17 protein-coding genes are annotated in these 24358 nt (G+C 65.7%); 9 read left to right on the forward strand and 8 right to left on the reverse strand.

The genetic code is table 11. The features are described 5' to 3' along the window. Positions 1-139: 139 nt before the first annotated feature. The 7 genes from WCL10_RS12270 to WCL10_RS12300 form a co-directional block, all read right to left on the reverse strand. Positions 140-1069 carry an alpha/beta fold hydrolase gene (locus WCL10_RS12270; protein WP_336895934.1) on the reverse strand — a complete coding sequence of 310 codons (930 nt, stop codon included), beginning with the start codon at positions 1067-1069 and terminating at the stop codon, positions 140-142. Then, positions 1069-2031: an NAD(P)H-binding protein gene (locus tag WCL10_RS12275; RefSeq protein ID WP_336895935.1), complete on the reverse strand. Its 963-nt coding sequence runs from the start codon at positions 2029-2031 to the stop codon at positions 1069-1071. Before WCL10_RS12275 ends, WCL10_RS12270 begins: the two co-directional genes overlap by 1 nt. Further along, positions 2028-2888, reverse strand: coding sequence for a hypothetical protein (locus WCL10_RS12280; protein ID WP_336895936.1), 861 nt, complete (start codon positions 2886-2888; stop codon positions 2028-2030). Before WCL10_RS12280 ends, WCL10_RS12275 begins: the two co-directional genes overlap by 4 nt. Continuing rightward, positions 2888-4486: an acyl-CoA dehydrogenase family protein gene (locus tag WCL10_RS12285; protein WP_336896016.1), complete on the reverse strand. Its 1599-nt coding sequence runs from the start codon at positions 4484-4486 to the stop codon at positions 2888-2890. Before WCL10_RS12285 ends, WCL10_RS12280 begins: the two co-directional genes overlap by 1 nt. Positions 4487-4607: 121 nt before the next feature. Further along, positions 4608-5837, reverse strand: coding sequence for an acetyl-CoA C-acetyltransferase (locus WCL10_RS12290; RefSeq protein WP_336895937.1), 1230 nt, complete (start codon positions 5835-5837; stop codon positions 4608-4610). Continuing rightward, positions 5834-7042, reverse strand: coding sequence for a CoA transferase (locus WCL10_RS12295; RefSeq protein ID WP_336895938.1), 1209 nt, complete (start codon positions 7040-7042; stop codon positions 5834-5836). Before WCL10_RS12295 ends, WCL10_RS12290 begins: the two co-directional genes overlap by 4 nt. A gap of 149 nt (positions 7043-7191) precedes the next feature. Continuing rightward, complete coding sequence (locus WCL10_RS12300) at positions 7192-7665, reverse strand: Lrp/AsnC family transcriptional regulator (RefSeq protein ID WP_336895939.1); 474 nt, start codon at positions 7663-7665, stop codon at positions 7192-7194. A 131-nt stretch (positions 7666-7796) separates the two neighbouring features. Between WCL10_RS12300 and WCL10_RS12305 the strand changes: the two genes are divergently transcribed. Further along, the gene (locus WCL10_RS12305) at positions 7797-10139 is read left to right on the forward strand and encodes a transketolase (RefSeq protein WP_336895940.1); all 2343 of its coding nucleotides are present in this window, start codon (positions 7797-7799) and stop codon (positions 10137-10139) included. Here WCL10_RS12305 and WCL10_RS12310 read toward each other — a convergent pair. Further along, complete coding sequence (locus tag WCL10_RS12310; protein ID WP_336895941.1) at positions 10079-10627, reverse strand: glycosyltransferase family 4 protein; 549 nt, start codon at positions 10625-10627, stop codon at positions 10079-10081. The genes WCL10_RS12305 and WCL10_RS12310 overlap by 61 nt on opposite strands. Between WCL10_RS12310 and WCL10_RS12315 the strand changes: the two genes are divergently transcribed. The 8 genes from WCL10_RS12315 to WCL10_RS12350 all read left to right on the forward strand — a co-directional run bounded on the left by WCL10_RS12315 (position 10620) and on the right by WCL10_RS12350 (position 24356). Continuing rightward, positions 10620-11504, forward strand: coding sequence for an ATP-binding protein (locus WCL10_RS12315; RefSeq protein ID WP_336895942.1), 885 nt, complete (start codon positions 10620-10622; stop codon positions 11502-11504). The two genes, WCL10_RS12310 and WCL10_RS12315, sit on opposite strands and share 8 nt — an antisense overlap. 234 nt (positions 11505-11738) lie before the next feature. Continuing rightward, on the forward strand, positions 11739-14207 hold the full coding sequence (locus WCL10_RS12320) for a TonB-dependent receptor (protein ID WP_336895943.1): 2469 nt from the start codon (positions 11739-11741) through the stop codon (positions 14205-14207). Between the two features lie 177 nt (positions 14208-14384). Beyond that, a complete protein-coding gene (gene betB / locus WCL10_RS12325; RefSeq protein WP_336895944.1) occupies positions 14385-15794 on the forward strand; it encodes a betaine-aldehyde dehydrogenase in 1410 nt (469 codons plus the stop codon). After that, complete coding sequence (gene betA / locus WCL10_RS12330) at positions 15781-17448, forward strand: choline dehydrogenase (RefSeq protein WP_336895945.1); 1668 nt, start codon at positions 15781-15783, stop codon at positions 17446-17448. The genes betB and betA overlap by 14 nt, the downstream gene beginning before the upstream one ends. After that, on the forward strand, positions 17427-19094 hold the full coding sequence (locus WCL10_RS12335; protein WP_336895946.1) for an APC family permease: 1668 nt from the start codon (positions 17427-17429) through the stop codon (positions 19092-19094). Before betA ends, WCL10_RS12335 begins: the two co-directional genes overlap by 22 nt. Positions 19095-19346: 252 nt before the next feature. Continuing rightward, positions 19347-21854 carry an FAD-dependent oxidoreductase gene (locus tag WCL10_RS12340; protein WP_336895947.1) on the forward strand — a complete coding sequence of 836 codons (2508 nt, stop codon included), beginning with the start codon at positions 19347-19349 and terminating at the stop codon, positions 21852-21854. A 4-nt stretch (positions 21855-21858) separates the two neighbouring features. Continuing rightward, on the forward strand, positions 21859-23100 hold the full coding sequence (locus WCL10_RS12345; RefSeq protein WP_336895948.1) for an aromatic ring-hydroxylating dioxygenase subunit alpha: 1242 nt from the start codon (positions 21859-21861) through the stop codon (positions 23098-23100). Between the two features lie 2 nt (positions 23101-23102). Next, positions 23103-24356, forward strand: coding sequence for a sarcosine oxidase subunit beta family protein (locus WCL10_RS12350; protein ID WP_336895949.1), 1254 nt, complete (start codon positions 23103-23105; stop codon positions 24354-24356). The last annotated feature ends 2 nt before the right edge of the window (positions 24357-24358 follow it).

The raw sequence follows: 24358 nt of genomic DNA on the forward strand, positions 1-24358 counted from the left end.
CCCCCTGAAATCCGGCGTTCTGTAAGGGTGAACGCCGATTGTGAACGTTCACCTAGCTGGGAACGTTCACTTCGTCAAGCCGGAACGGCGCGTTTTCCGCATGCGCAGATGCCGAAAATGCATCTGTCGTCTGCCTCGGTCAGGGGGTCTCGTTGGCAAGGAACCGTTCGAGCGGCGGCAGCGCCTGGGCCGGGGCTTCCTCGAACGGCACGTGGCCCATGCCGGGCAGGCGTACGAGCGCGGCATGGGGCATAAGGCGCAGGTAATCCGCGGCATTGCGGACGGGGATCATTTGATCCTCCTCGCCCCAGAGGAGGAGCGTGGGCGCGGTTATGCGCTTGAGGCGCGCCGAAGGATCAGTGAGCACGGTCTGGCGCGTGCGGTCCAGGATCGCGCGGCGCACGCCCGGGGCAAGCAGCATGTCGCGGTAACGGTCGAGCACGGCATCGGGGAGCGCGTCGGGGCGGGCCCAGGCCGGGGCGAGATTGGCGCGGATGAGGCTGCGCGGGCCGACCCAGGGCATGGCTTCCATCATCAGCGGCACTTCGGGCGCCCTGCCGTATTCGAAGCCGGGGCTGGCAAAACCGTCGGGCGAGATCAGCACGAGGCGGGTGACACGCTCGGGATGGGCGGCGGCGAACTGCCAGGCAAAGCGCCCGCCGAGCGAATTGCCAATGAAGGCGGCGCGCGGCAGGCCAAGCTGGTCCATCAGGCCCGCCAGGATCGCCAGCGTGCGCTGATCGGAATAGTCGCCGATGGGATCGGGGCCAGTGAGGCCAAAGCCGGGCAGATCAAGCCGGATGACGCGGTAGCGGCGTGAGAGCGCGGTGGCCCAGGGCTCCCACGTATCGAGGCTGGACCCGAAACCGTGGAGCATGATCAGCGCCGGGGCATCGCGCGGGCCTGTGTCACGCAGGCGCAGACGCAGACCGGCTACTTCGCGGTAGGTGCCGGGATAGGCCGCCTCGAGCGCGGCGCGGGCCTTGTCCGGAGCGTAGAGCCAGATGGCCAGCGCGGCGATGGCAAGGAGCAGTAGCGCGCCCGCCCAGCGCAGGATGCGGCGCAGCATCAGAAAACCGAGTGATCGCCGCGCGCGTCCGGCGCAGCTTCGCCGGCGAGGATCGCACGGTAGTGGTCAAACAAGGTCCGGGTGCCGGTCTCGGGCGTCAGCGCGGCACTGTATTGCCCGGTTTCCGGGTCGAGCACGAGCATGGATTCGGTGGCGTAGTAATGGCCGATGCGGGCAAGCTCCGCCTTCGTGGCGAGCGAAGGGACGAGCCGGCCGGCTAGGCCCAGCGCGCCGGCAATAACGCCGAGAAAGCCGGGAGGTACCGAGCGGAACCGGGGTTCCTTGCCGAGCATGGCGAACAGCGCCTCGCCCTGATCGCGTGGGGTAATGGCGGGGCCGGGGCCGCCGATCGGGAGGATCTTGTTGCGGCGCGCCGGATCGGTGAGGCAGCCCGCGAGATAGGCGGCGAGATCGCTGTTGCTGATCGGCTTGCAGGCGGTGAGCCGGCCATCGCCGAAGAGCAGGAACGGCCTGCCGCTGCGCACCCGCTCGATCTGACCGGAGAGTGACTTGAAGAATGCGGTTGGGCGGACGATCGAATAGGTGAGGCCCGACGCGATCAGTTCGGCCTCGAAGGCGAGCTTGGCCTGCTGGAAGGCGAGGCGGGGCTTTTGCACGCAGATCGCCGAAAGCAGGACGAAGTGCTGCACACCGGCCCGCTTGGCGGCGGCAAGGACGTGGCTGTGGGCCTTGTGGTCGATGGCCCAGGCATCCTTCGGCTCGCCGGTGCGCGAGGCCATGCAGGAGACGACGGCATCGAAAGCCTCGCTCGCGAAGCCGTCGTTCATCAGGCTTACGGGATCTGCGGGGTCCGCCACGCGCACCACAGCGCCGGCGATCTGCGGTAGCGGCTCGCGGCGGGGGCGGACAATGCAGACCACTTCGTGCCCCGCCGCCACCAAGGCCTCCGCAGTCGCGCGGCCTATGGTGCCTGTGGCGCCGAGAAGAGCAATGCGGCTCATGCCGCCGGGGTCGCCTTTGCTGCCATGACTTGCCGCCCGTCGTCGGCATGCGCGGCGAGGATCAGGCCATCCTCCTCCCGCCGCAGCGCGAGATGCAGCGGCTCGTCTGCGATGGCCGGTGAAACCGCGCGGAACTGGAAGCGGGCAAGTGCGGCCTCCGAGCCCAGAGCGCGGCGGGCGAGATCGAGCAGCAGGCTTGCGATCAAGGGGCCGTGGACGACAAGGCCCCGGTAGCCTTCGGTGCCCACGGCGTAGGGATGGTCGTAGTGGATGCGGTGGGTGTTGAAGGTAAGCGCGGAGTAACGGAACAGGAGCGGCGTGCCGGGGACAAGCATGCGCACCGCGTCCCATCCGGCCGGGTCGAAGCGGCCCTCGCCAAGCGGCGGCGGGGCGGGCGGCGAGCCGGGAGGCGGCGCATCGCGGTACACCAGCGTCTGGGTCTCACGCGCGGCAAGAATACCATCGCCGGAGGTCTCGTGGGCGAGTTCGGCGAAGACGAGCGGGCCGGTGCCGCCCTGCTTTTCGGTGATCGAGAGCACGCGGGTGCGGCGTTCGATCCGGGCGCCGGTTCCGATCGGGGCGAGGAACTCGACCGCGCCCGCTGCCCACATACGGCGTTCGAGCCGGAGCGGGGGAAGCAGGCTGGCGGGGCTTTCGTCGCGCTTCGGATGGCCGTCGGCCCCGAGCGCGGCCGTGGGGGCGTCGGGAGTGCACAGGCACCAGTGGAGGCCTTGGGGAGCGCACCGATCTGCAGGTGGATCGCGGTCAAGCGCGGCACACCAGCGGGCGATCAGGCTATCGACAAGAAAATCGCGGCGTGTCTCCTCGCGCCCGATCCATGCGGTGTAGTCGCCCATCAGCCGCGCCCCGCCATCAGGCCGCGTGCGATGACCTGCGCCTGAATCTCCGCCGCGCCTTCGAAGATCGAGAGAATGCGCGCATCGCACAGCACGCGGCTGATCTCGTATTCGAGCGCGTAGCCGTTCCCGCCATGGATCTGCAGCGACGCATCGGCGGCGGTCCAGGCAGCGCGGGCGGCGTGGAGTTTGGCCATGCCGGCCTCGATATCGCAGCGCCGGCCGGCATCCTTGGCGCGCGCAGCGGCATAGGAAAGTTCCCGTGCAGTCACGTATTCTGCGAGGATCACGGCGAGCTTGTCGGCAACGCGGGGAAAGTTGATCAGCGCTTGCCCGAACTGCTTGCGTTGGAGCGCATAGGCCAAGCCAAGCTCAAGCGCGCGGCGGGCGGTGCCGACGGCGCGCGCGGCGGTCTGGATGCGGGCGCCTTCGAAGGTCTGCATGAGCTGCTTGAAACCGGCGCCTTCCTTGCCGCCGAGGAGGGCTTCTGCGGGCGCATGCATGCCATCGAACTGCAAGGTGTATTCTCGCATACCGCGATAGCCCAGCACCTCGATTTCGCTGCCGGTCATGCCGTCTGCCGGGAAGGGGTTTTCCTCGGTGCCGCGCGGTTTGGGCACGAGGAGCATCGAGAGACCTGCATAGCCGGCAGCATCGGGAAGCGTGCGGACGAGCAGCGTCATCACGTCTGAGCGGGCGGCGTGGGTGATCCAGGTCTTGGCGCCGTGGATCACCCAGTCGCCGCTATCGTCCCGCTGCGCGCGCGTGGTGAGGGCGCCGAGATCGGAGCCGATATCGGGTTCGGTGAAAACGGCGACAGGGAGCGTTTCGCCTGCGGCAATGCGGGGAAGCCACTCGGCCTTCTGTGCTTCGGTGCCGCCGAGCATGATGAGCTCGCCCGCGATTTCCGAGCGCGTGCCTAGGGAACCCGCGCCGATCCAGCCGCGCGACAGCTCCTCGCTGACGAGGCACATGACCAGCTTGCCGAGGCCAAGGCCGCCGTATTCCTCCGGAATGCAGACGCCGAAGGTGCCGAGATCGGCCATGGCGCGCACGGTCTCGTCCGGGATCAGCGCGTTGGCGAGGTGCCACTTGTGCGCATGGGGGAGGATTTCGGCATCGGTGAAGCGGCGGAACTGGGCGCGGATTTCATCGAGTTCGGGATCGTGGAGCGTTTCGCTGGGCCACTGCCCTTCGGCCAGCGCTGCGGCGAGGGCGGCGCGGGTTTCGGCCATATCGGCATCGAGCAGCGGCGCGGCGGCTTCGGCAAGAGCGCGGGCTTCGGCGGTAAGGCCAAGATCGGCCGGGCGCAGCATTTCAGCGGGCCCCATCAGCAGCGCGCCGGTAAGCTGGCCGAGGGTTTCGGCGAAGGCGAGTTCGGCGACCTTGGCATCGAGCGGGTTCGTGCCGCCGCCCGCTTCGGCCCAGGCATGGACAGCTTCGAGCGCGGCGACGCTGGTCGCGATCCAGGCAAAGCCGTGCGCTGCGCGCTGCTCCGCGTCCACCGGGCGGTTGGCAAGGCGGCGGGCGAGCGCACTGCGGGCGGCTTCGCGGTAGGTTTGGGCTGCGGAGAGTATGACGCCCAAGTCCATCTGCATGTTCTTCATCACATCAAGACCGTTCGTGTCGAGCGAAGTCGAGACACCATGCGCGGCGTATGGTGTCTCGGCTTCGCTCGACACGAACGGGAAGGGGAACGGTTCACAGGATGACCGGACGTCAGGCCGCGCGCTCGAACACCGCCGCGATGCCCTGGCCGCCGCCGATGCACATGGCTTCGAGCCCGAAGCGGCCCTGACGGCGCACCAGTTCGCGGGTGAGGTTCGCAAGGATGCGCCCGCCGGTTGCGCCGATGGGATGGCCGAGCGAAATGCCCGAGCCGTTGACGTTGAGCACGTCGTGGCGGCTGTCGTTGTCGCTCCAGCCCCAGCCCTTGAGCACGGCAAGGACTTGCGGCGCGAAAGCTTCATTGAGTTCGACGAGGTCGATATCGCTCCAGCCAAGGCCGGTGCGCGCAAAGAGCCGCTCTACCGCCGGGACAGGGCCAATGCCCATGCGTGCGGGATCGCAGCCGGCGGCGGCCCACGAGTGGAACCAGGCGATCGGTTCGAGACCGAGTTCTTCGAGCTTGTGCTCCGCCACGACGAGGCAGGCGGCGGCAGCGTCGTTCTGCTGGCTGGCATTGCCGGCGGTGACGACGGCGCCGGGGATGGCTTTCGCTTCGAGGGCCTTTAGCGCGCCAAGCGATTCCATCGTCGCGTCGGCGCGGTAGCCTTCGTCGTGGGCGAAGATCTTCGGATCGCCCTTCTTTTGCGGGATCGCGACGGGAACGAGTTCGTCGTCGAACAGACCGTTCTGCCATGCCGAAGCGGCGCGCTGGTGGCTGCGTACGGCATAGGCGTCGCAGGCTTCGCGGCTGATATGGTAATCGCGGGCGAGGTTTTCGGCGGTCTCGATCATGCCCGAGATCACGCCGAAGCGCTCGATCGGCTGCGACATGAGGCGGCCGCGCGTCAGGCGGTCGTGCAGCATGAGCCCGCCCGCGCGCGTGCCGCGGCGGCCCTCGGTTGTGTAGTATTCGACGTTGGACATGGACTCGACGCCGCCCGCGACGACGACATCGGACTGGCCGGTCTGCACCATCATCGCGGCGTTGATCACTGCCTGCAGGCCTGAGCCGCAGCGGCGGTCGAGCTGGTAGCCGGGGACTTCCAGCGGGAGCCCGGCCGCGAGCCACGACCAGTGACCGATGGCAGGGGCCTCGGCATTGCCGTAGCCTTGCGAGAAGACGACATCGTCGACGCGCGCGGGGTCGATCTTCGTTCGCTCCATCAGGGCTTTGAGGATCACCGCGCCGAGTTGTCCGGCGTTGAGATCGGCAAGGCTGCCGCCGAACTTGCCGACGGCGGTGCGGATGGGGGCGACAATGGCGGCACGGGTGAGTTTCATGCTGGGGTTCCTGCGATGCCGGCTTCGAGCAGCCGGTCTATGGCGTGGGGATCAAGCGAAAGATGGCGGGTAAGCACATCGCGTGTGTCGGCGCCAAGGACGGGCGCGGGCGCGGCGGGCAGGCGGTCGAGCCCCGGGATCGTGGCAAAGGCTCCGGCGGCGGGATAGGCAAAGCCGCTCGGATTGTCCGAGCTCGCCGCAAACATCGGGTTCCCGCCGACAAGGCGCGGATCGGCGACGGCTTCGGGCATCGTCTTGTAAGGGCCGTGGGTGACGCCGTTGGCATCGAGCTTTTCGGTGAGCGCGGCGTGGGAGAGCGGGGCTATGGTCTGCTCGATCACGGCATAGATCGCGTCGCGGTGCGTAAAGCGCACGCCGTCATCGCCGTTGAACGAGACGCCGTGGCGCGCTTCCAGCGCGGCGAGCGGAACGGCGAGATCAAGTGCGCGGACAAGGCCCTGCCACTGACGTTCGTTGATCGCGACGATCATCACGCGCACGCCATCGGCGGTCACGAAGTCTCGGCCGATCGTGCCAAAGACACCGTTGCCGAGGCGCTCGCGGTCGCGCCCGTCGTGCAGGACTTCGGCTACGCGGCCGAGATTGGCGGCCGAGCCCATGGCGATATCGGTAAGCGGCAAGCGGACTTCGCCGCCAAGCCCGGTCATTTCGCGGCGGCGGATGGCGGAGACCAGAGCAAAAGCGCCGTAGGCTCCGGTGAGGAGGTCCCATGCGGGAAGGACGTGGTTGACCGGCGAAGGGTCGGCCAACGTACCGGTGAGCGCGGGATAGCCCACCACGGCATTGGCGGTGTAATCGAGCGCGATCGCGCCGTCCGGCCAGCCCATGACGCGCACGGTGATGAGGTCAGGGCGCTCTGTCGCCAGCTTGTCGTGCGCGAGGAAGCCGCCGACGGGCAGGTTGGTGACCAGCGTACCGACGCGCTGGATCAGCTGTGTCAGGACCGCGCGGCCTTCGGTCTTGGTCAGGTCGAGCGCGACGCTTTTCTTGGCGCGGTTGAGGTTTTCCCACGAGAGTGAATGGCCGTCGGAAGTCAACGGCCAGCGCTTGAAATCCTGCCCGCCGCCGATCTGATCGACGCGGATCACCTCGGCACCGAACTGGGCGAGATAGAGCCCGATGGTCGGCGAGGCGACGAAAGAGGAAACCTCGATCACCGTGATGCCGGAGAGCAGATTGTACATGAGGCGAGGGGTCTTTCAGGACTTTGTTTGGTGTCGGCGCAACCGTTTAATCAATCGAGCGGTTAAGCCAAGGGGGTAGGGTGGTCACTCTCGTTTTCAGGGGAGTGCGGGTCTGGAGCCTCACTCTCGGGCGATGACGAAAGTGGCGATCAATCCGGCACCGGCAAGGCCGTCCGGTTCACGATCGGGCGCAGCGCAAAGCTTGTCGTGACTTGCGCCACCCCGGCAATGCGGGTGAGCCGCTTGCGCAGAAAATCCTCGAAGGCGGCGAGCGAGGGAACGAGCACGCGCAATTGGTAGTCCGCCTCGCCGGTCATCAGATAGCAGTCCATCACCTCGGGAAATTCGGCAACCGCGCTTTCGAAAGTCGCGAGGTGGTGGTCGTCCTGCTGGTCGAGCCTGATACGCACGAAAGCGTTGACGGGGAGGCCGATCGCCTCGGGCTCGACCAGCGCGACGTAGCCGGTGATCACGCCGCGCTCCTCCAGCGCGCGCACCCGCCTGAGGCACGGGCTGGGGCTGAGGCCGACATCCTCGCAGAGCTGCTGGTTGGTGAGGCGGCCATTCTGCTGAAGGCGGCGCAGGATATTGCGGTCAATCGCGTCTAGATCAGGATTTGGCATTATCTTTTACTCATGCGGTGCGCACTGGCAGATTATGCCAAGTGTCTGCCTGTGTGAGGCACACTTCGCAAGACGCTGTGTCGCACCTCCCGCTATATTCCACGTTACCACGCCGGATTCGAAAGCCTGCCATGACCGCCGTTCTTGCCGATCCCCGCAGTGATCTCATTCCGTCCATCGAAGCGCTCGACACGCGGCTGCGCTGGCTTTCGGCCTGGACGGTGCACAATGCCAACAACCTGCGGCCCAAGCGCGACGGCATGAAAGTGGGCGGCCATCAGGCAAGCTGCGCCTCGATGTCCACGATAATGGCCGCGCTCTATTTCCATGCGCTGCGCCCGCAGGACAAGGTGGCGGTGAAGCCGCACGCGGGTCCGCTGCTCCATGCGATCCATTACATGCTGGGGAACCAGTCACTCGAGCAGCTGCAGCGTTTTCGCGGGCTCGGCGGCATGCAGAGCTATCCCTCGCGCACCAAGGACCAGATTCCGGTCGATTTCTCGACAGGCTCGGTGGGGCTCGGCGTTGCGATCACCGCGTTCGCCAGCCTCGTGCAGGACTACTGCATTGCGCAGGGCCATATGGCCGAGGCCGATGCAGGCCGCATGATCGCGCTGATGGGCGATGCCGAGCTCGATGAAGGCAATATCTACGAGTGCCTGATCGAGGCCTACAAGCACGATATCCGCAATTGCTGGTGGGTGGTCGACTACAACCGGCAGTCCCTGGATGCCACCACGGCAGACCGCATGTTCCGCCGCTTCGACGATATCTTCGAGACCTGCGGCTGGCGGGTGATCACCTTGAAAAGCGGCAAGCTGCAAAAGGCGGTCTTCGCAAGGCCCGGCGGGCAGGCGCTGGAGGACTGGATCGACAATTGCCCCAATGCCGAGTTCGCAGCCCTGACCTATCAGGGCGGGTCGGCCTGGCGCGAGCGGCTGCTGAAGGATCTGGGTGATCAGCCGGCCACGCGCGCGCTGATCGAGAGCTTTGACGATGCCGCGCTCGCGCAGCTGATGACGAACCTTGGCGGGCATTGCGCCGAGACGCTGGTCGAGGCCTTTGCCGAGGCCAATGATGACAAGCCGACGCTGTTCATTGCCTATACCGTCAAGGGCTATGGCCTGCCGCTGGCGGGGCACAAGGACAACCATTCGGGGATGATGAACGCACCGCAGATCGAAGGTCTGCGCGCAAGCCTCAACATTGCCGAGGGCGAGGAGTGGGAGCCCTATGGCGGGCTCGGCGCCAATGCGGCGGCGCAGTTGAAGGCCTTTGTCGAGGCAAGCGCGCTTGGCGCCAAGGGGCCCGAGCACAGCCCGCCGGCGATTCCGGTGCCCGCGCGGCTGCCGGTGCCCGAGGGCGAGGAGCAATCGACCCAGAGCGCTTTCGGGCGCATTCTCATGGACCTCGCACGGCCCGGCGATCCGCTGGGCGACCGCATCGTGACGACCGCGCCCGACGTGACGCAGACCACCAATCTCGGCGGCTTCGTCAATCGGCGCGGGCTGTTTCGCCGCAGCGAGCTCAAGGACGTGTTCCAGGCCGCGCGCATACCCTCCGCGCAGAAATGGGTGGGCAATACGGCCGGTCAGCATGTCGAACTGGGGATTGCCGAGACCAACTTCTTCCTCGTGCTCGCCGCCTTCGGTCTTTCTGCGCCGCATTTCGGGACGCGGTTGCTGCCGGTGGGGACGGTCTATGATCCCTTCATCGCGCGCGGGCTCGATGCGCTGAACTACGGCTGTTATCAGGATGCGCGGTTCCTGCTCGTCGGGACGCCTTCGGGCCTGACCCTGGGTGCGGAAGGCGGTGCGCACCAGTCGATCAACACGCCGCTGATCGGGATGGGCCAGCCCAACCTCGACTACTTCGAACCGGCCTTTGCCGACGAAGTGGCACTGCTCATGCGCCATGCCTTCGATCATATGCAGCAAGCCGACGGCAGTTCGGTCTATCTCCGGCTCAGCACCCGCTCGATCCGGCAGGAAGAGCGGGCTGACGAGAGCTGGGAAGCCGATGCGCTCAAAGGCGCCTACTGGCTGCGCAAGCCCGCGTCGGGGGCCGAGGCGGCGGTGGTCTTCACCGGTGCCATTGCGCCCGAGGCCATTGCGGCGTGGGAGACGCTCGGCGAGGACCTGCCGGGGCTGGGCCTGCTCAATGTGACTTCGCCTGATCTGCTCCACCGCGGCTGGTCGGCCCGGCGCGCAGCGCGCTGGACGGGCAAACGGCCAGAGCCTAGCCACGTGGAGACGCTGCTCGGCACGCTCTCGCCTCGCGCCGGGCTTGTGACCGTGATCGACGGTTCGCCTTCAGCGCTGTCGTGGCTGGGCGCAGTCAAGGGCATGCGGGTAAGCCCGCTGGGGGTCGACCGGTTCGGCCAGACCGGCGACCTGCCCGACCTTTACCGCACTTACAGGCTCGATGCCGATGCGATCATCGATGCGGCGGCGGAGCTTTTCCTCGAAAGCTGAGGTTCCAGCAGCCGGGTCCAGTCCTCGCGCGTGCGGCGGGCGCTGTCGGCGGTCTGGCGCCGGGCCGCGGCCGCCATCGGCTGCAATCCGCGCGCCGTGATCTGCGCCAAGGCTTGGGCGATGCTTTCGGGATCGGTGAAATCGACCAGCAGCCCTGCGCCCTCGGCCTGTTCGGGCAGGCCATCTACGGGGGAGACAAGGATCGGCCGGCCAGCTTCACGCGCTTCGGTTGCGACCATGCCGTAGGCTTCCCAGCGTGAAGGCACGGCGACCACGTCGCACGCGTCAAGGAAGTCGGCGACGCGCTCAACTCGCCCGGTGAAGCGGATCTGTGCGCAATCACCGGCGAGCGCGCGCAGCAGCGTGGCCTGGGGGCCGAAACCGCCGAGCAGCAGCTCGCAATCGCCGAACCAGCCCGCGCGAACGGCCCTGACCAGCGTGTCGAAGCCCTTCTGCTCGCAGAAGCGGCCATAGGCGCTGATGCGCAAGGGGCTGGCGCTCGAACTGGCGATGACCGACGATGTGCCGCGCCGGATCGTGGGCGACAGTCTGCGCCTGCGCCAGATCCTTGCCAACCTCATCGGCAATGCGGTCAAGTTTACCGAGAGCGGCCACGTTCGGCTCGAGGCAGCGGTTGAGCGGGGCGAGGACGATGCCGGGGACGGCACGCTGGTGATCGCGGTGGATGACAGCGGCATCGGGATTGCGGAGAGCTTGCAGGCGCGGGTCTTCGACGAGTTCACCCAGGCCGATGCCGGAACCGCGGACAGCTTCGGCGGTACCGGCCTGGGCCTTGCCATCTCGCGCCGCCTTGCCGAGGCCTTTGGCGGCACGCTGACGCTGAGCAGCATTCCCGGCAAGGGAACCCGGCTCATGCTGCGGATGCCGCTGGTCCTGCCCGGGGTGGAGCCGAGCCTCCCGGCCCCGGCTGCCGCCACTCCCGAGCGGCCGACCATGGCACCGCTGCATCTGCTGGTGGCGGAAGACAATCGCACCAACCAGCTGATCATCGGCGCAATGCTGGAACGTCTCGGGCACAGCCACGTGGTGGTGACGCGCGGGGACGAGGTGCTCGACACGGTGCGCAAGGCCCAGATCAGCGGGCGGTGCTTCGATGCAGTGCTGATGGACCTGCTGATGCCCGGCATGGACGGCCGCGCGGCGACACAGGCGCTGCGTGAGGCCGGCCATTCAGCTGCCGACATGCCGGTGATTGCGGTCACCGCGAATGGCTTTGCCCAGGATATCGAGGCCTGCCGCGCGGCGGGGATGCAGGGCCACCTCGTCAAGCCGGTGCGGATCGACGCGCTTGCAGGCGAACTGGCGCGGATAATGGAGGCGGCCCGGATGGCGCGCGCGGCCTAGGGTTGATCCCGGAAGCCTTTCCACCCAATCATTCCGACATCTTATGATCAATATCAGTGGAATTGATGTGTTGCATTATACCCCAAGATATTGACGAATTTCGGAAAATCACCTCTACCGGAGAAGCGCGGCCTGTCACGCTGGCGCGCTGCGGCTTGCGCCGCTGCGGAGCTTGGGGCACTCGTGGCGCATCTGGAGAAGCGGGAGGGACGCTGGTCTTCGGGGAGAAAGCACATGAACACGAACGATATGAGCACCATCCGCACTGCCATGCAGGCAGGCACGGCCCTTGCGGCCATCACGCTGGCCCTGATCATGGCGGCACCAGCCGCCGCGCAGAGCGCGGCAAGCGGGTCCAGCGACGCAGCGACGGCCGAACCGGCCATCGCGGCAGGCGAGATCGTTGTCACCGCACAGCGCCGCGAGCAGAAGGCCAACGACGTCGGCATCGCGGTGAGCGTGGTTGGCGCCAAGGACATCAAGGCGCTCAACATCACCAACGCAACTGATGTGGTGCGGGCGATCCCGAACCTCAAGTTCAACGCCTATGGCTCGAGCCAGGTGGTCTACAACATCCGCGGCGTTTCGCAGAACGACTACGGCGACCAGCAGGAACCGCCGGTCGCGGTCTATCAGGACGACAGCTATACCTCATCGATCACCACAGCGAGCTTCCCGGTGTTCGACCTTGCGCGCGTCGAAGCGCTGCGCGGGCCGCAGGGCACGCTGTTTGGCCGTAACGCCACGGGCGGCGCGGTGCAGTTCATTTCGGCTCAGCCGACCAAGGACCTCGACGGGTATCTCTCGGCGACATACGGCCGCTATAACCAGACGATCCTTGAAGGCGCGCTTTCGGGCGCTCTGTCCGACACGCTGACGGCGCGCATTTCGGGCCAGTATTCGCGCGATGACGGCTATCTCAAGAACATCACCCCCGGACAGCCTGACCGCGGCGCGGACAACCACTGGGCGATGCGCGGCATCCTGAAGTGGGAGCCGAGCAGCGACTTCAAGGCCAAGCTGACGGTCCGCTACACGCAGGCCGACAAGGAACGTCAGGCCGGTGTCTACACCCTCGCGCCCGCCTGCCCGAATGCGCAGTTCCAGGGCGAGTTCCTCGGCGAGAACGAAGCCTGCGCCTACTGGGGCACCGTCGGCACCACCGGCAGCGGCTACAAGAACCCGTCGATCACGCCTTCGCAGGGCGGCAATCCCTGGCGCACGGCAGGCACGGGCGATGCCTATGTCGATCGCAAGGTGTTCGGCGCCTCGCTGCGGATTGATGCCAAGCTCGGCGTGTTCGACGTGACCTCGATCACCGACTACACGCATCTCAAGAAGTTCTACATCGAGAGCGGCGACGGCCAGCCCGAGCTGCCCTATGTCGAATTCGGCGCACCGCGTTCGCCCGGGCCGTGCCCGGCTCCGGCGCAGAGCGTGACCTGCTACGAGAGTGGCACGGTGTTCTATCAGGATGCCCGGACCAACCAGTACACGCAGGAACTGCGCGCTGCGGCCACGCTTGGCAGCAACTACCTGACCATCGGCGGCTTCGGCATGATCATCGATGGCAAGTTCCGCGCGAAGTACGCAACGCCCTTCGACGGCTATGATCCGCGCGTCCGCTTCACCCAGCGCACCGAGAGCTTCGCGTTCTTCGCGCAGGACGAATTCAAGATCAGCGACCAGTGGAAGCTGATCGGCGGCGTGCGCTACTGGCATGACAAGAAGCGCGGCGACTACACGGCTGAATCGCCGGTTGGCCCCTATGCGCTCTCGCTGCATTTCGGGCCGAACGACATCTCGTACACCGACAACACCGGCACGGTTACGCCGGGTTCGTGGAGCTATGGCAGCGGGGCCGCCTCGGGCGTCACCGTAACGCCGGCCGCTGCGACGCCCAGCTTCAGCGGCGTGACGGCCCGCGCGGAAATCGACTACAAGCCAACGCCGGGTACGCTGATCTATGCCAGCTACAACCGCGGTTCGAAGTCGGGCGGGTTTACCTTCTCGACCGGCACGCCGTTTCCGACCCAGCTGATTGATACGATTAATAACATCCCCTACCGGCCGGAAACGCTGAACGCCTACGAAGTGGGCCTGAAGGCCAAGCTGCCCGGGAACACGCAGTTCAACCTTGCGGCGTTCTACTATGACTACAAGAACTACCAGGCCTTTGTGCAGGTCTTCGCGGCGCAGGTGGTTCGCAACCTGCCCGCGAATATCAAGGGCATCGAGGCGGACATCACCAGCCACCCGATCCCGGGCCTGACGCTGCAGCTTTCGGGCGCGGTCCAGGATAGCGAAGTGAAGAACGTGCTGCTGCCCGACGGCGTGACGGTGAAGACGAGCAACCTGCCGCAGGCCCCGGGCTTCTCCGGCAATGCGCTGGTGCGTTACGAGTTCGACACCGGGATCGGCCGTGCCTCGCTGCAGGCCGATGGGCTCTACACCGGCAAGTTCTGCTACTCGGTGATGTGCGCGCCGGTCGAGCGCGAGAAGGCCTACCATGTCGAGAACGTTCGCGTAGGGCTGACGCCGAAGGGCTCCAACGTCGATCTCGCGGTGTTCGTGAACAACGTGTTCGAGCGCCAGTACCGCACCTATGCCTTTGATGGTTCGGCCTATTGGGGCGATGTGCTTGGCGTTTATGGCAAGCCGCGCACCTGGGGTGTGAACGCCGTGTGGCACTTCGGGAAGTAAGCAGACGATTACCCCTCCGTCAGCGCTTCGCGCTGCCACCTCCCCATTTGCACTTCGTGAGAATGGGGAGGATTTTTTTACCCTCCCCATTTTTGCCGCAGGCACAAATGGGGAGGTGGCCCGTCTCAGGCGGGTCGGAGGGGTTTTCCTCTCAATCGGGAACAGCGATACCAACCCATGACCCAGACCTTCCAGACCACCAATCCCGCGACCGGCGAAGTGCTGGCGACGCTTCCTATCGCGGGCGAGGCCGAAGTGAACGCGGCAGTCGCCAAGGCGGCGGCTGCGCAGAAGGAGTGGGCCAAGCGCACAGGTACCGAGCGCGGGCGCATCCTGCGGCGCGCGGCGGATATCCTGCGCGAACGGAATGACGAACTCGCCGCCATCGAAACGCGCGATACAGGCAAACCCATCCAGGAAACGCTCGTCGTCGATGTCGTCTCGGGCGCGGATTGCCTTGAATTCTTCGCGGGGATCGCGCCGACGATTGCGGGCGAGCATCTCGATCTGGGCCCGGCGGCGTTCGGTTATACCCGGCGCGAGGCGCTGGGGGTCTGCGCGGGGATCGGGGCATGGAACTATCCCATCCAGATCGCCTGCTGGAAATCGGCGCCCGCGCTGGCCTGCGGCAATGCGGTGATCTTCAAGCCTTCGGAACTGACCCCGCTCACCGCGATCGAGGTTGAGAAGATCTATCTTGAGGCCGGGCTGCCGGAAGGCCTGTTTCAGGTGCTCCACGGCTTCGGCGCAACCGGCGCGCTGCTCACCGAGCATCCCGGAATTGCCAAGATCTCGCTCACCGGCAGCGTGCCGACGGGCAAGCGGATCATGGCGGGCGCGGCGGCGACGCTCAAGAACGTGACGCTGGAACTGGGCGGCAAGTCGCCGCTGATCGTGTTCGCGGATGCCGACATCGAGAATGCTGTTTCGGGCGCGCATCTGGCCAACTTCTACTCGGCGGGCGAAGTCTGCTCGAACGGCACGCGGGTGTTCGTCGAGCGCAGCGTGCTGCCGCAGTTCCTCGAAAGCCTGAAGACGCGGACGGAGCGGATCAAGCTGGGCGATCCGATGGACCCGGCCACGCAGATGGGCTCGCTGATTTCCGAAGCGCATCTGAACAAGGTCATGGGCTACATCGAGAAGGGCAAGGCGGAAGGCGCCGAAGTGCTGACCGGCGGCCACCGCGTGACCGAGGGCGTTCCTGCGGCGGGCTTCTATGTTGCACCGACGGTGTTTACCGCGTGCACCGACGACATGACCGTGGTTCGCGAGGAAATCTTCGGGCCCGTGATGACCGTGCTGCCGTTTGACAGCGAAGAGGAAGTGATCGCGCGGGCCAATGATACCGAGTTCGGCCTTGCCGCCGGGGTCTTCACCAAGGACCTGACCCGCGCCCACCGCGTGATCGCGGGGCTCGATGCAGGATCGTGCTGGATCAACACCTACAACATCTGCCCGGTCGAAATGCCGTTCGGCGGGTTCAAGCAGTCCGGCATCGGCTTTGAAAACAGCCGCGAGGCGATCCACCATTTCACCCGCCTCAAGAGCGTCTATGTCGCGATGGAGCCGATCGATGCCCCTTACTGACGGGGAGTTCGATTACATAATCGTGGGCGCCGGTTCTGCCGGCTGCGTGCTGGCCGACCGGCTCTCGGCGGACGGCAAGCACAAGGTGCTGGTGCTGGAATTCGGCGGATCGGACCAGTCGATCTACATCCAGATGCCGAGCGCGCTCGCCATCCCGATGAACACCGCGCGGTGGAACTGGCATTACGAAAGCGAGCCCGAGCCGGGCCTTGATGGCCGCGTGCTGCATACCCCGCGCGGCAAGGGGCTGGGCGGCTCGTCCTCGATCAATGGCCTCGTCTACATTCGCGGCAATCCGCTCGATTTCGAGCGCTGGGAAGAAGAAGGCGCGCGGGGCTGGAACTACGCCTCGGTGCTGCCCTACTTCCGCCGCGCGGAGCGGCGCGACGAGGGCGGCAACGCGTATCGCGGCAGCGATGGGCCGCTCGATACGCGCTATGGCACCTTGCAGAACCCGCTCAACCAGGCCTGGCTGGATGCGGCCAAGCAGGCGGGCTATGGCCTGACCGACGACGTCAACGGCTTCCGGCAGGAAGGCTTCGGCCGGATGGACATGACGGTGCGCGATGGCGAGCGCTGCTCGGCGGCCAAGGCCTATCTGCGCCCGGCGATGCGGCGGCCCAATCTGACGGTGCTCCAGCATACCTTGGCGACGCGGGTGGTGCTCGAAGGCAAGCGGGCGGTCGGCGTCGAGATCGAGCGGTACGGCAAGCGGTCCATCGTGAAGGCGGGCCGCGAGGTGATCCTTGCTGGCGGGCCGATCAACTCGCCGCAGCTGCTGAAGCTTTCCGGGATTGGGCCGGCGGAGGAACTGGCCCGGCACGGGATCAAGATCGCGGCGGACCGGCCGGGGGTCGGTGCGAACTTGCAGGACCACCTTGAATTCTATTTCCAGATGGCCTGCACTCAGCCGGTGACGCTCTACAAGTACGCCAACCTGCTGGGCAAAGGCCTGGTCGGCGCGCGGTGGCTGTTCCTGAAATCGGGGCTGGGCGCGACCAACCACTTCGAGACCTGCGGGTTTATCCGGAGCAAGGCGGGCATCCGCTATCCCGATATCCAGTACCACTTCTTCCCGATGGCGGTCAGCTACGACGGCAATTCGCTGGCGAGCGAGCATGGTTTTCAGGCCCACGTCGGCCCGATGCGTTCGAAAAGCCGGGGCACCGTCACGCTGCGCAGCGCCGATCCGGCGGACAAGCCGGTGATCCGCTTCAACTACATGACGCATCCCGACGATATCGAGGAGATGCGCGCCTGCGTGCGGCTTACGCGCGAGATCTTCCAGCAGCCGGCGTTCGCGCCTTGGCGGGGCCGCGAGATTCAGCCCGGCGCGGACGTGACCAGCGACGACGCGATCGACGCCTTCGTGCGCCAGAAAGTCGAGAGCGCCTATCACCCCTCGTGCACCTGCAAGATGGGCGCGGTGGATGATCCGATGGCGGTGGTCGATCCCGAACTGCGGGTGATCGGGGTCGAGGGTCTTCGCGTGGTCGACAGTTCGGTCATGCCCTCGGTCACCACCGGCAACCTGAATGCGCCGACGATCATGATCGGTGAGAAGGGCGCGGACCATATCCTTGGGCGCGACCTTCTGGCACCCTCCAATGCGCCCTATTTCGTCGCACCTGATTGGGAGACGTCGCAACGATGAGCGGCGCCGCGATCACCGATGTCGGCGGAGTCGAGGAGAGCGGCCAGCTCCACCGCTCGCTCGACTGGAAGGGCGCGTTCTGGGCTTCGAGCGGGGTGCCGGCGGGCGTTCTGCTCACCATCGGCGGGATTGCCACGATGATCGGCCAGCCGAGCTGGGTGATCTTTATCGCCTCGATCATGATGGGGTTCCTGCAGAGCTTCGTCTACGCCGAGATCGCCGGGCTCTATCCCCACAAGTCGGGCGGTGCCTCGGTCTACGGCGCGGCGGCTTGGCTGCCTTATTCCAAGTTCGTTGCGCCGATTTCGGTGTGGTGCAACTGGCTGGCATGGTCACCGGTGCTGACTTTGGGCACCAGTCTGGCCGCGGGCTACATCATGGCGAGCCTCTTCGCGCCGGACAGCGCGCTCAACACCTGGCACATTACGCTGCTCGATCTGGGCTTTATCCGCGACAAGCTGACCCTGCGGATCAATGCCGTTTCGATCATCGGGACGGCGTTTCTGCTGCTGACCTTTGCCTTGCAGCACGGCGGCGCGGCCAAGGCGGCTTCGGCGCAGAAGATTCTCGGTATCGCCTGCCTTGCGCCGCTCATTCTGGTCGGCTTTGTGCCGCTGATCACGGGTGACCTGCCGACCGAGAACCTTTTTCCGCTGCTGCCGCTGGTACGCGATGCGGCAGGCAATGCGCATTTCGGCACGTGGGATGGTTATGGCCTTACGCTGATGGCCGCCGCGATGTTTGCGGCGGGCTGGTCGACGTACGGGTTCGAGACGGCGGTGTGCTATACGCGCGAGTTCAAGGACCCGGCGCGCGATACGCCGCGTGCGCTTATCGCGTCGGGAATTCTGTGCATCGTGATTTTCGCGCTCGTGCCGCTGGCGTTTCAGGCCTCGCTGGGGCTCGAGGCGATGATGGACCCGCGCATTGGTGATGGTTCGGGCGTGGCGCTGGCGCTGGCGACGATCGTGACCAAGGGGCTCGGTGTGACGGGTGGGGGCGCGGTGGTCGTCGCCAACATTTTCATCGCCACCTTGATCCTCTCGCTGCTGCTGATCGTGATGACCTCGATGATGGGCTCCTCGCGCACGCTTTATCAGGCGGCGGTCGATGGCTGGCTGCCGAAGTATCTTGGGCGGGTGAACAGCCACGGTGCCCCGACCGCGGCGATGTGGACCGACCTTGGCTTCAACCTCATCCTGATGCTCGCGTCTGACTACTTCGCGGTGCTGATGATCAGCAACGTCTGCTATATGGCGTTCAACTTCCTCAACCTGCAGTCGGGCTGGATCCACCGCATGGACCGCCCGAACTGGGAACGCCCGTTCCGCTGCCCGACCTGGCTTCTGGCCCTCGGCGCTGTGCTGGGCTTCGCCAACATGGCCTTCATGGGGGCGGGGGCGGATGTCTATGGCGCGGGCACATTGCGCAACGGCCTGATCGGCGTGCTGCTGATCCTGCCTGTCTTCGCGTTTCGCCATTACGTGCAGGACAAGTGCGTCTTTCCGGCGGCTATGTCCGAGGACTTTGCCGAAAGCCCGGCGGTGAAGCGGGCGGGGGTGCTCCCATGGGTGGCGCTGGCGGCCTGTGCGGTTGTGGTGTGGGGCGCGCATTCGCTGGCCAAGCTGCCGGTGCCGGTGGGCTGAGATTACCCCTCCGTCAGCGCTCCGCGCTGCCACCTCCCCATTTGTGCCTTTGGCAAAAATGGGGAGGACCTATTTCCCTCCCCATTTTCACGAAGTGCAAATGGGGAGGTGGGCCGCCGCAGGCGGGTCGGAGGGGTTCTTTGACCTAATACCCAGCATTAGTCTTTGCGATGGCTGCAATGATCGGTTCAGCCGCGCACGCTGGGCTGGCATACCGCAGATCTGACAAGATATCTGAAAGCCGAGGGCGAGATGAAGACGACAGCGCGGGTAGTGGTCATCGGTGGCGGTGTGGTGGGCGTGAGCACGCTCTATCACCTCGCCAAGCTCGGCTGGAACGACTCTGTGCTGATCGAGCGCAAGGAGCTGACCTCAGGCTCGACCTGGCACGCGGCGGGCCTGCTGCCGCTGTTCAACCTCTCGTACTCGGTGGGCAAGCTGCACCAGTACTCTGTCGACCTCTACCCTTCGCTTGAGGCCGAGACCGAGCTCAACGTCGGTTTCTCGAACGTTTCGAACATCCGCCTCGCCACCACGCGCGACCGGATGGATGAATACAAGTACTACGCCGGGGTCGCGAGCACGATCGGGGTCGAGGTCAACTTCCTGAGCCCCGATGAGGTCAAGGGGATCTGGCCGCTGGCGGACATGACCGGCGTGCTCGGCGCGATCCAGCATCCGGCGGATGGCTATATCCAGCCTGCCGACCTCACGCAGGCGCTCGCCAAGGGTGCCCGCCAGCGCGGCGCGACGATCTATCGCAACACGACCGTCACGGGCATCACCCAGAAGGCCAATGGCGAATGGGTGGTCACGACCGATCAGGGCGAGATCACTTGCGAGCACGTCGTCTCCGCCACCGGCAGCTTCGCGCGCCAGACGGGCGAGATGGTCGGGCTCGATATTCCGGTCGTGCCGGTCGAGCACCAGTACATCGTCACCGAACAGCACCCCGATATCATGGCGCGCCGCAAGGCGGGTCTGCCGGAAATGGGCGTGCTGCGCGAGTCTGACGCGAGCTGGTACATGCGTGAGGAAGCCGGCGGCCTGCTGCTCGGGCCCTACGAAGTCGGTGCGCCCGCGTGCTACGTGAAGGGTCCGGCGGCGAACAGCGAGTACGAGCTGTTTCCGGACGCGCTGGAGCGGCTTGAACCTTACATCCTCTCGGCCATCGCGCGCGTGCCTGCGTTCGGCGAAGTCGGCGTGAAGAAGGTCTACAACGGCGCCATTGCCTATACGCCTGATGGTTCGCCCATCGTCGGCCCGGCGTGGGGCAAGAAGAACTTCTGGCTCAATGAAGGCCACTCGTTCGGCATCACCGCTGCGGGCGGCGCGGGCTGGCAGCTGGCGCAGTGGATCGTCGAGGGCGAGCCGAGCATCGACATGATGGGCGTCGATCCGCGCCGCTTCGGCGACTATGCCGGCGAGGGCTACCTCATCGAAAAGAACGAGGAGGCCTATGCCAAGGTCTTCACCGTGCACTACCCGGACGAAGAGCGCGAGGCCGCGCGCCCGCTGCGCCGCACGCCGTGCTACGACCGGATGAAGGCGCTCGGCGCGGTGTTCGGCAGCGTGTTCGGGTGGGAACGCCCGAACTGGTTCGCGCCGGAAGGCTATGAGCTTACCGACGCCGATCTCGACCGGCCCGACGTGATTCTCAACCACAACCACCCTGACGTGCCGGGTGAGCCGATCCGCGAGAAGTGGTCGTTCCGCCGCTCGAACTACTTCGAGCATGTGGGGAACGAGTGCCGCCACGTGACGAGCCATGTCGGCATTCAGGACATGTCGGCCTTCGCCAAGTGCCTGATCTCGGGCCCCGGTGCCGAGGATTGGCTGAATGGCCTGCTCTCCAACGTTGTGCCCAAGAAGATCGGCCGCGTGACGCTCTCGTACCTGCTCACCGATGCAGGCGGCGTGCGCGCCGAGTTCACCGTCTACAAGAAGGGCCCGCAGGCCTATTACCTCGTCTCGGCGGGTGCGCTGGAGCGGCATGACCAGGACTATCTGCTCAAGGCATTGCCGACCGATGGTTCGGTGCGCTTCGAGCGGCTGACTACGGCAATGGGCGTGCTGGTGGTCGCGGGGCCAAAGTCGCGCGCTGTGCTGCAGAAGCTGACCGGCAGCGATCTTTCGAACGAGGCGTTTCCCTGGCTCACCGGCCAGTCGGTCTCGCTCGGCGCGGCCAAGGTTGATCTGCTGCGCGTGAACTTCATCGGCGAGTTGGGCTTTGAGCTTCATCACCCGATCGAGATGCAGAACTACCTGTTCGACAAGATCATGGCGGCGGGCGCCGAGTTCCAGATCAAGCCCTTCGGCATTCGCGCGATGACCGCGATGGCGATCGAGAAGAGCTACAAGCTGATCCCGCGCGAGCTTTCGATCGAATATGCCGCGCTGGAATCGGGGCTCGACCGCTTCGTCAGCTTCAAGAAGCCTGCGTTCAAGGGCCGCGAGGGGCTGCTTGCGCGCAAGGAAGCGGGCCTCAAGTGGCAGTTCGTTACGCTTGAAGTCTTCGGTGTGACCGATGCCGATGCGCGCGGATCGGAAGCGATCTTCCGCGACGGCGTTCTGGTTGGCCGTGCGACCTCGGGCGGCTATGGCTGGCGCTGCGGCAAGAGCCTCGCGCTCGCGATGGTCGCGCCCGAGCATGCCGCTGTCGGCACGGAACTGGAAATCGTGATCCTGGGCGAGCCGCACCGCGCGGTGATCATCCCGGACTCGCCGTTTGACCCGGACAACAACGCATTGCGGAGCTGATCCCATGATGCACTTTGACGCGATTGCCGAGAGCCTGAAGCAGGATAAGCCCGGCTTCACCCTGCCGCAGAAGCTCTATGTGAGCGAGGAGGCCTACCGGTTCGATACCGAGGTGCTGCTCAAGTCGGTTTGGCTCTATGCCTGCACAGTGGCGCACGTGAAGAACCCGGGCGACCGCTTCCTGTTCGAGCTGGGCGAGACTTCGGTGATCGTGGTGCGCACCAAGGATGGCGCGATCAAGGCGTTCCACAACACCTGCACCCATCGCGGCGCCAAGTTGTGTGATGGTGCCGGGAAATCTGCTCGGCTGGTATGCCCCTACCACCAGTGGACTTTCGCGCTCGATGGCAAGCTGCTGGCGGCGCGCAATATGCCTGAGGAGTTCGACAAGGCGGAATACGGCCTACGTCCGGTGGCGCTCGAAAACATCGGCGGACTGATCTTCCTCTGTCTTTCAGACAATCCGCCGCCGATCGACCGCGTGAAGGCCGATATCGAAGAGCAGATCGCGATCTACGACATGACCAAGCTCAAGGTGGCGGTGCAGGATGACCTGATCGAGCCCGCCAACTGGAAGCTTGTGATGGAAAACAACCGCGAGTGCTATCACTGCGATGCGAGCCATCCCGAACTGATGAAGTCGCTTTCGACGTACGGCTTCGGCAAGGGCCTGCCCGAGGACGGCGAGAACGATGTGGTCGATGACGCTGATTTCGATGCCATGCTGGAGGCGCAACGCCAGCGCTGGCAGGAACTGGGCATCTATCACGATCTCGTCGAGTTTCCCGACAACTGGTGGCACCGCGTTGCGCGCCTGCCGCTGGCGAACGGCGCGGTGACGCAGACGCTCGACGGCAAGCCCGCGAGCAAGAAGCTGATCTGGCCGCATGGGGACCAGGAGCAGACCAGCCTTTCGGTCTGGACCCAGCCCAATTCCTGGCACCACTTCTGCTGCGATCACGTGGTGACGTTCTCGCTCACCCCGCTCGGGCCGGACAAGACGCTGCTGCGCACCACCTGGCTCGTGCACGAAGATGCTGTTGAAGGCGTCGACTACGACGTCGATAACCTCGCCGCAGTGTGGCGCGCGACCAACGCGCAGGACAGCCATCTTTCGGCGGTCAACCACGCCGGGATCAAGGGCGATGGCTATCGTCCTGGCATGTATTCGGTCGAGGAGAAGCTGGTGGACGCGTTCAAGGCCTTCTACGTCGAGCGCAGCCGTGCAGCTCTGGGGATCGACTGACAATGAAGCGGTTTTCCGGTTTCAATCTGATCGGCGAGGCGTTTCGCAGCCATCAGGGCTGGCCCGAGCACTGGCCCGACAAGGCGCCCAAGCCGCGCTACGACGCGATAATCGTTGGCGCGGGCGGGCATGGCCTTGGCGCGGCCTATTACCTTGCGAAGAAGTACGGCATCACCAATGTCGCGGTAATCGAGAAGGGCTGGCTGGGCGGTGGCAACACCGGCCGCAACACCACGATCATCCGCTCGAACTACCTCTACGACGAGAGCGCGCACCTCTACGACCACGCGGTAAAGCTGTGGGACGGGCTCAGCCAGGAGCTCAACTACAACATCATGTATTCCAAGCGCGGCGTGTTGATGCTCGCGCACAATGTGCATGATGTGCAGAGCTTCAAGCGGCACATCCATGCCAACCGGCTCAACGGCGTCGACAACGAATGGCTGACCCCGGAAGAGTGCAAGGCCTATTGCCCGCCGCTCGATATCTCGCCGCGCACGCGCCATCCGGTGCTGGGCGGCGCGCTGCAGCGGCGCGGCGGCACCGCGAGGCATGACAGCGTGGCCTGGGGCTATGCGCGTGCGGCCTCGGCGCTGGGCGTCGATATCATCCAGAACTGCGCGGTGACGGGCATCCGGCGCGGCGCGGACGGGGCCATCGAGGGCGTCGAGACCGAGCGCGGCTTCATCGCCTCGCGCCGGGTGGGTGTTTCGGCGGCGGGCAGCACTTCGCTGGTGATGAAGATGGCGGGCCTCGATTTCCCGCTGGAGAGCTATCCGCTGCAGGCGCTGGTTTCGGAGCCGGTCAAGCCGATCTTCCCCTGCGTCGTCATGTCGAACACGGTGCATGCCTATATGAGCCAATCCGACAAGGGCGAACTCGTCATCGGCGCGGGCACCGACCAGTACACCAGCTATTCGCAGCGCGGGGCGTTCCATATCGTGGAGCACACGCTGGCGGCGATCTGCGAGATATTCCCGATCTTCACGCGGATGCGCATGCTGCGGACCTGGGGCGGTATTGTCGACGTCACGCCGGATCGTTCACCGATCCTCGGCAAGACGCCGGTCAAGGGGCTCTATGTGAACTGCGGTTGGGGCACCGGCGGGTTCAAGGCGACCCCGGGTGCGGGCGATCTGCTTGCCTATACCATCGCGCATGATGAGCCCCACCCGATCAACGCGCCCTACAATCTCGACCGGTTCCGCAATGGCCGGCTGATCGACGAGGCGGCAGCGGCCGCCGTCGCGCACTGAGG

It is taken from the genome of Novosphingobium sp. (assembly GCF_037133355.1).
Lineage (GTDB): Bacteria > Pseudomonadota > Alphaproteobacteria > Sphingomonadales > Sphingomonadaceae > Novosphingobium.

Bases quoted from the DNA above. Each gene is read 5' to 3' on its own strand.
- WCL10_RS12270 (WP_336895934.1), bottom strand. From the start codon at position 1,069: ATGCTGCGCCGCATCCTGCGCTGGGCGGGCGCGCTACTGCTCCTTGCC.
- WCL10_RS12275 (WP_336895935.1), bottom strand. From the start codon at position 2,031: ATGAGCCGCATTGCTCTTCTCGGCGCCACAGGCACCATAGGCCGCGCG.
- WCL10_RS12280 (WP_336895936.1), bottom strand. From the start codon at position 2,888: ATGGGCGACTACACCGCATGGATCGGGCGCGAGGAGACACGCCGCGAT.
- WCL10_RS12285 (WP_336896016.1), bottom strand. From the start codon at position 4,486: ATGCAGATGGACTTGGGCGTCATACTCTCCGCAGCCCAAACCTACCGC.
- WCL10_RS12290 (WP_336895937.1), bottom strand. From the start codon at position 5,837: ATGAAACTCACCCGTGCCGCCATTGTCGCCCCCATCCGCACCGCCGTC.
- WCL10_RS12295 (WP_336895938.1), bottom strand. From the start codon at position 7,042: ATGTACAATCTGCTCTCCGGCATCACGGTGATCGAGGTTTCCTCTTTC.
- WCL10_RS12300 (WP_336895939.1), bottom strand. From the start codon at position 7,665: ATGCCAAATCCTGATCTAGACGCGATTGACCGCAATATCCTGCGCCGC.
- WCL10_RS12305 (WP_336895940.1), top strand. From the start codon at position 7,797: ATGACCGCCGTTCTTGCCGATCCCCGCAGTGATCTCATTCCGTCCATC.
- WCL10_RS12315 (WP_336895942.1), top strand. From the start codon at position 10,620: ATGCGCAAGGGGCTGGCGCTCGAACTGGCGATGACCGACGATGTGCCG.
- WCL10_RS12320 (WP_336895943.1), top strand. From the start codon at position 11,739: ATGAACACGAACGATATGAGCACCATCCGCACTGCCATGCAGGCAGGC.
- betB (WP_336895944.1), top strand. From the start codon at position 14,385: ATGACCCAGACCTTCCAGACCACCAATCCCGCGACCGGCGAAGTGCTG.
- betA (WP_336895945.1), top strand. From the start codon at position 15,781: ATGCCCCTTACTGACGGGGAGTTCGATTACATAATCGTGGGCGCCGGT.
- WCL10_RS12340 (WP_336895947.1), top strand. From the start codon at position 19,347: ATGAAGACGACAGCGCGGGTAGTGGTCATCGGTGGCGGTGTGGTGGGC.
- WCL10_RS12345 (WP_336895948.1), top strand. From the start codon at position 21,859: ATGATGCACTTTGACGCGATTGCCGAGAGCCTGAAGCAGGATAAGCCC.
- WCL10_RS12350 (WP_336895949.1), top strand. From the start codon at position 23,103: ATGAAGCGGTTTTCCGGTTTCAATCTGATCGGCGAGGCGTTTCGCAGC.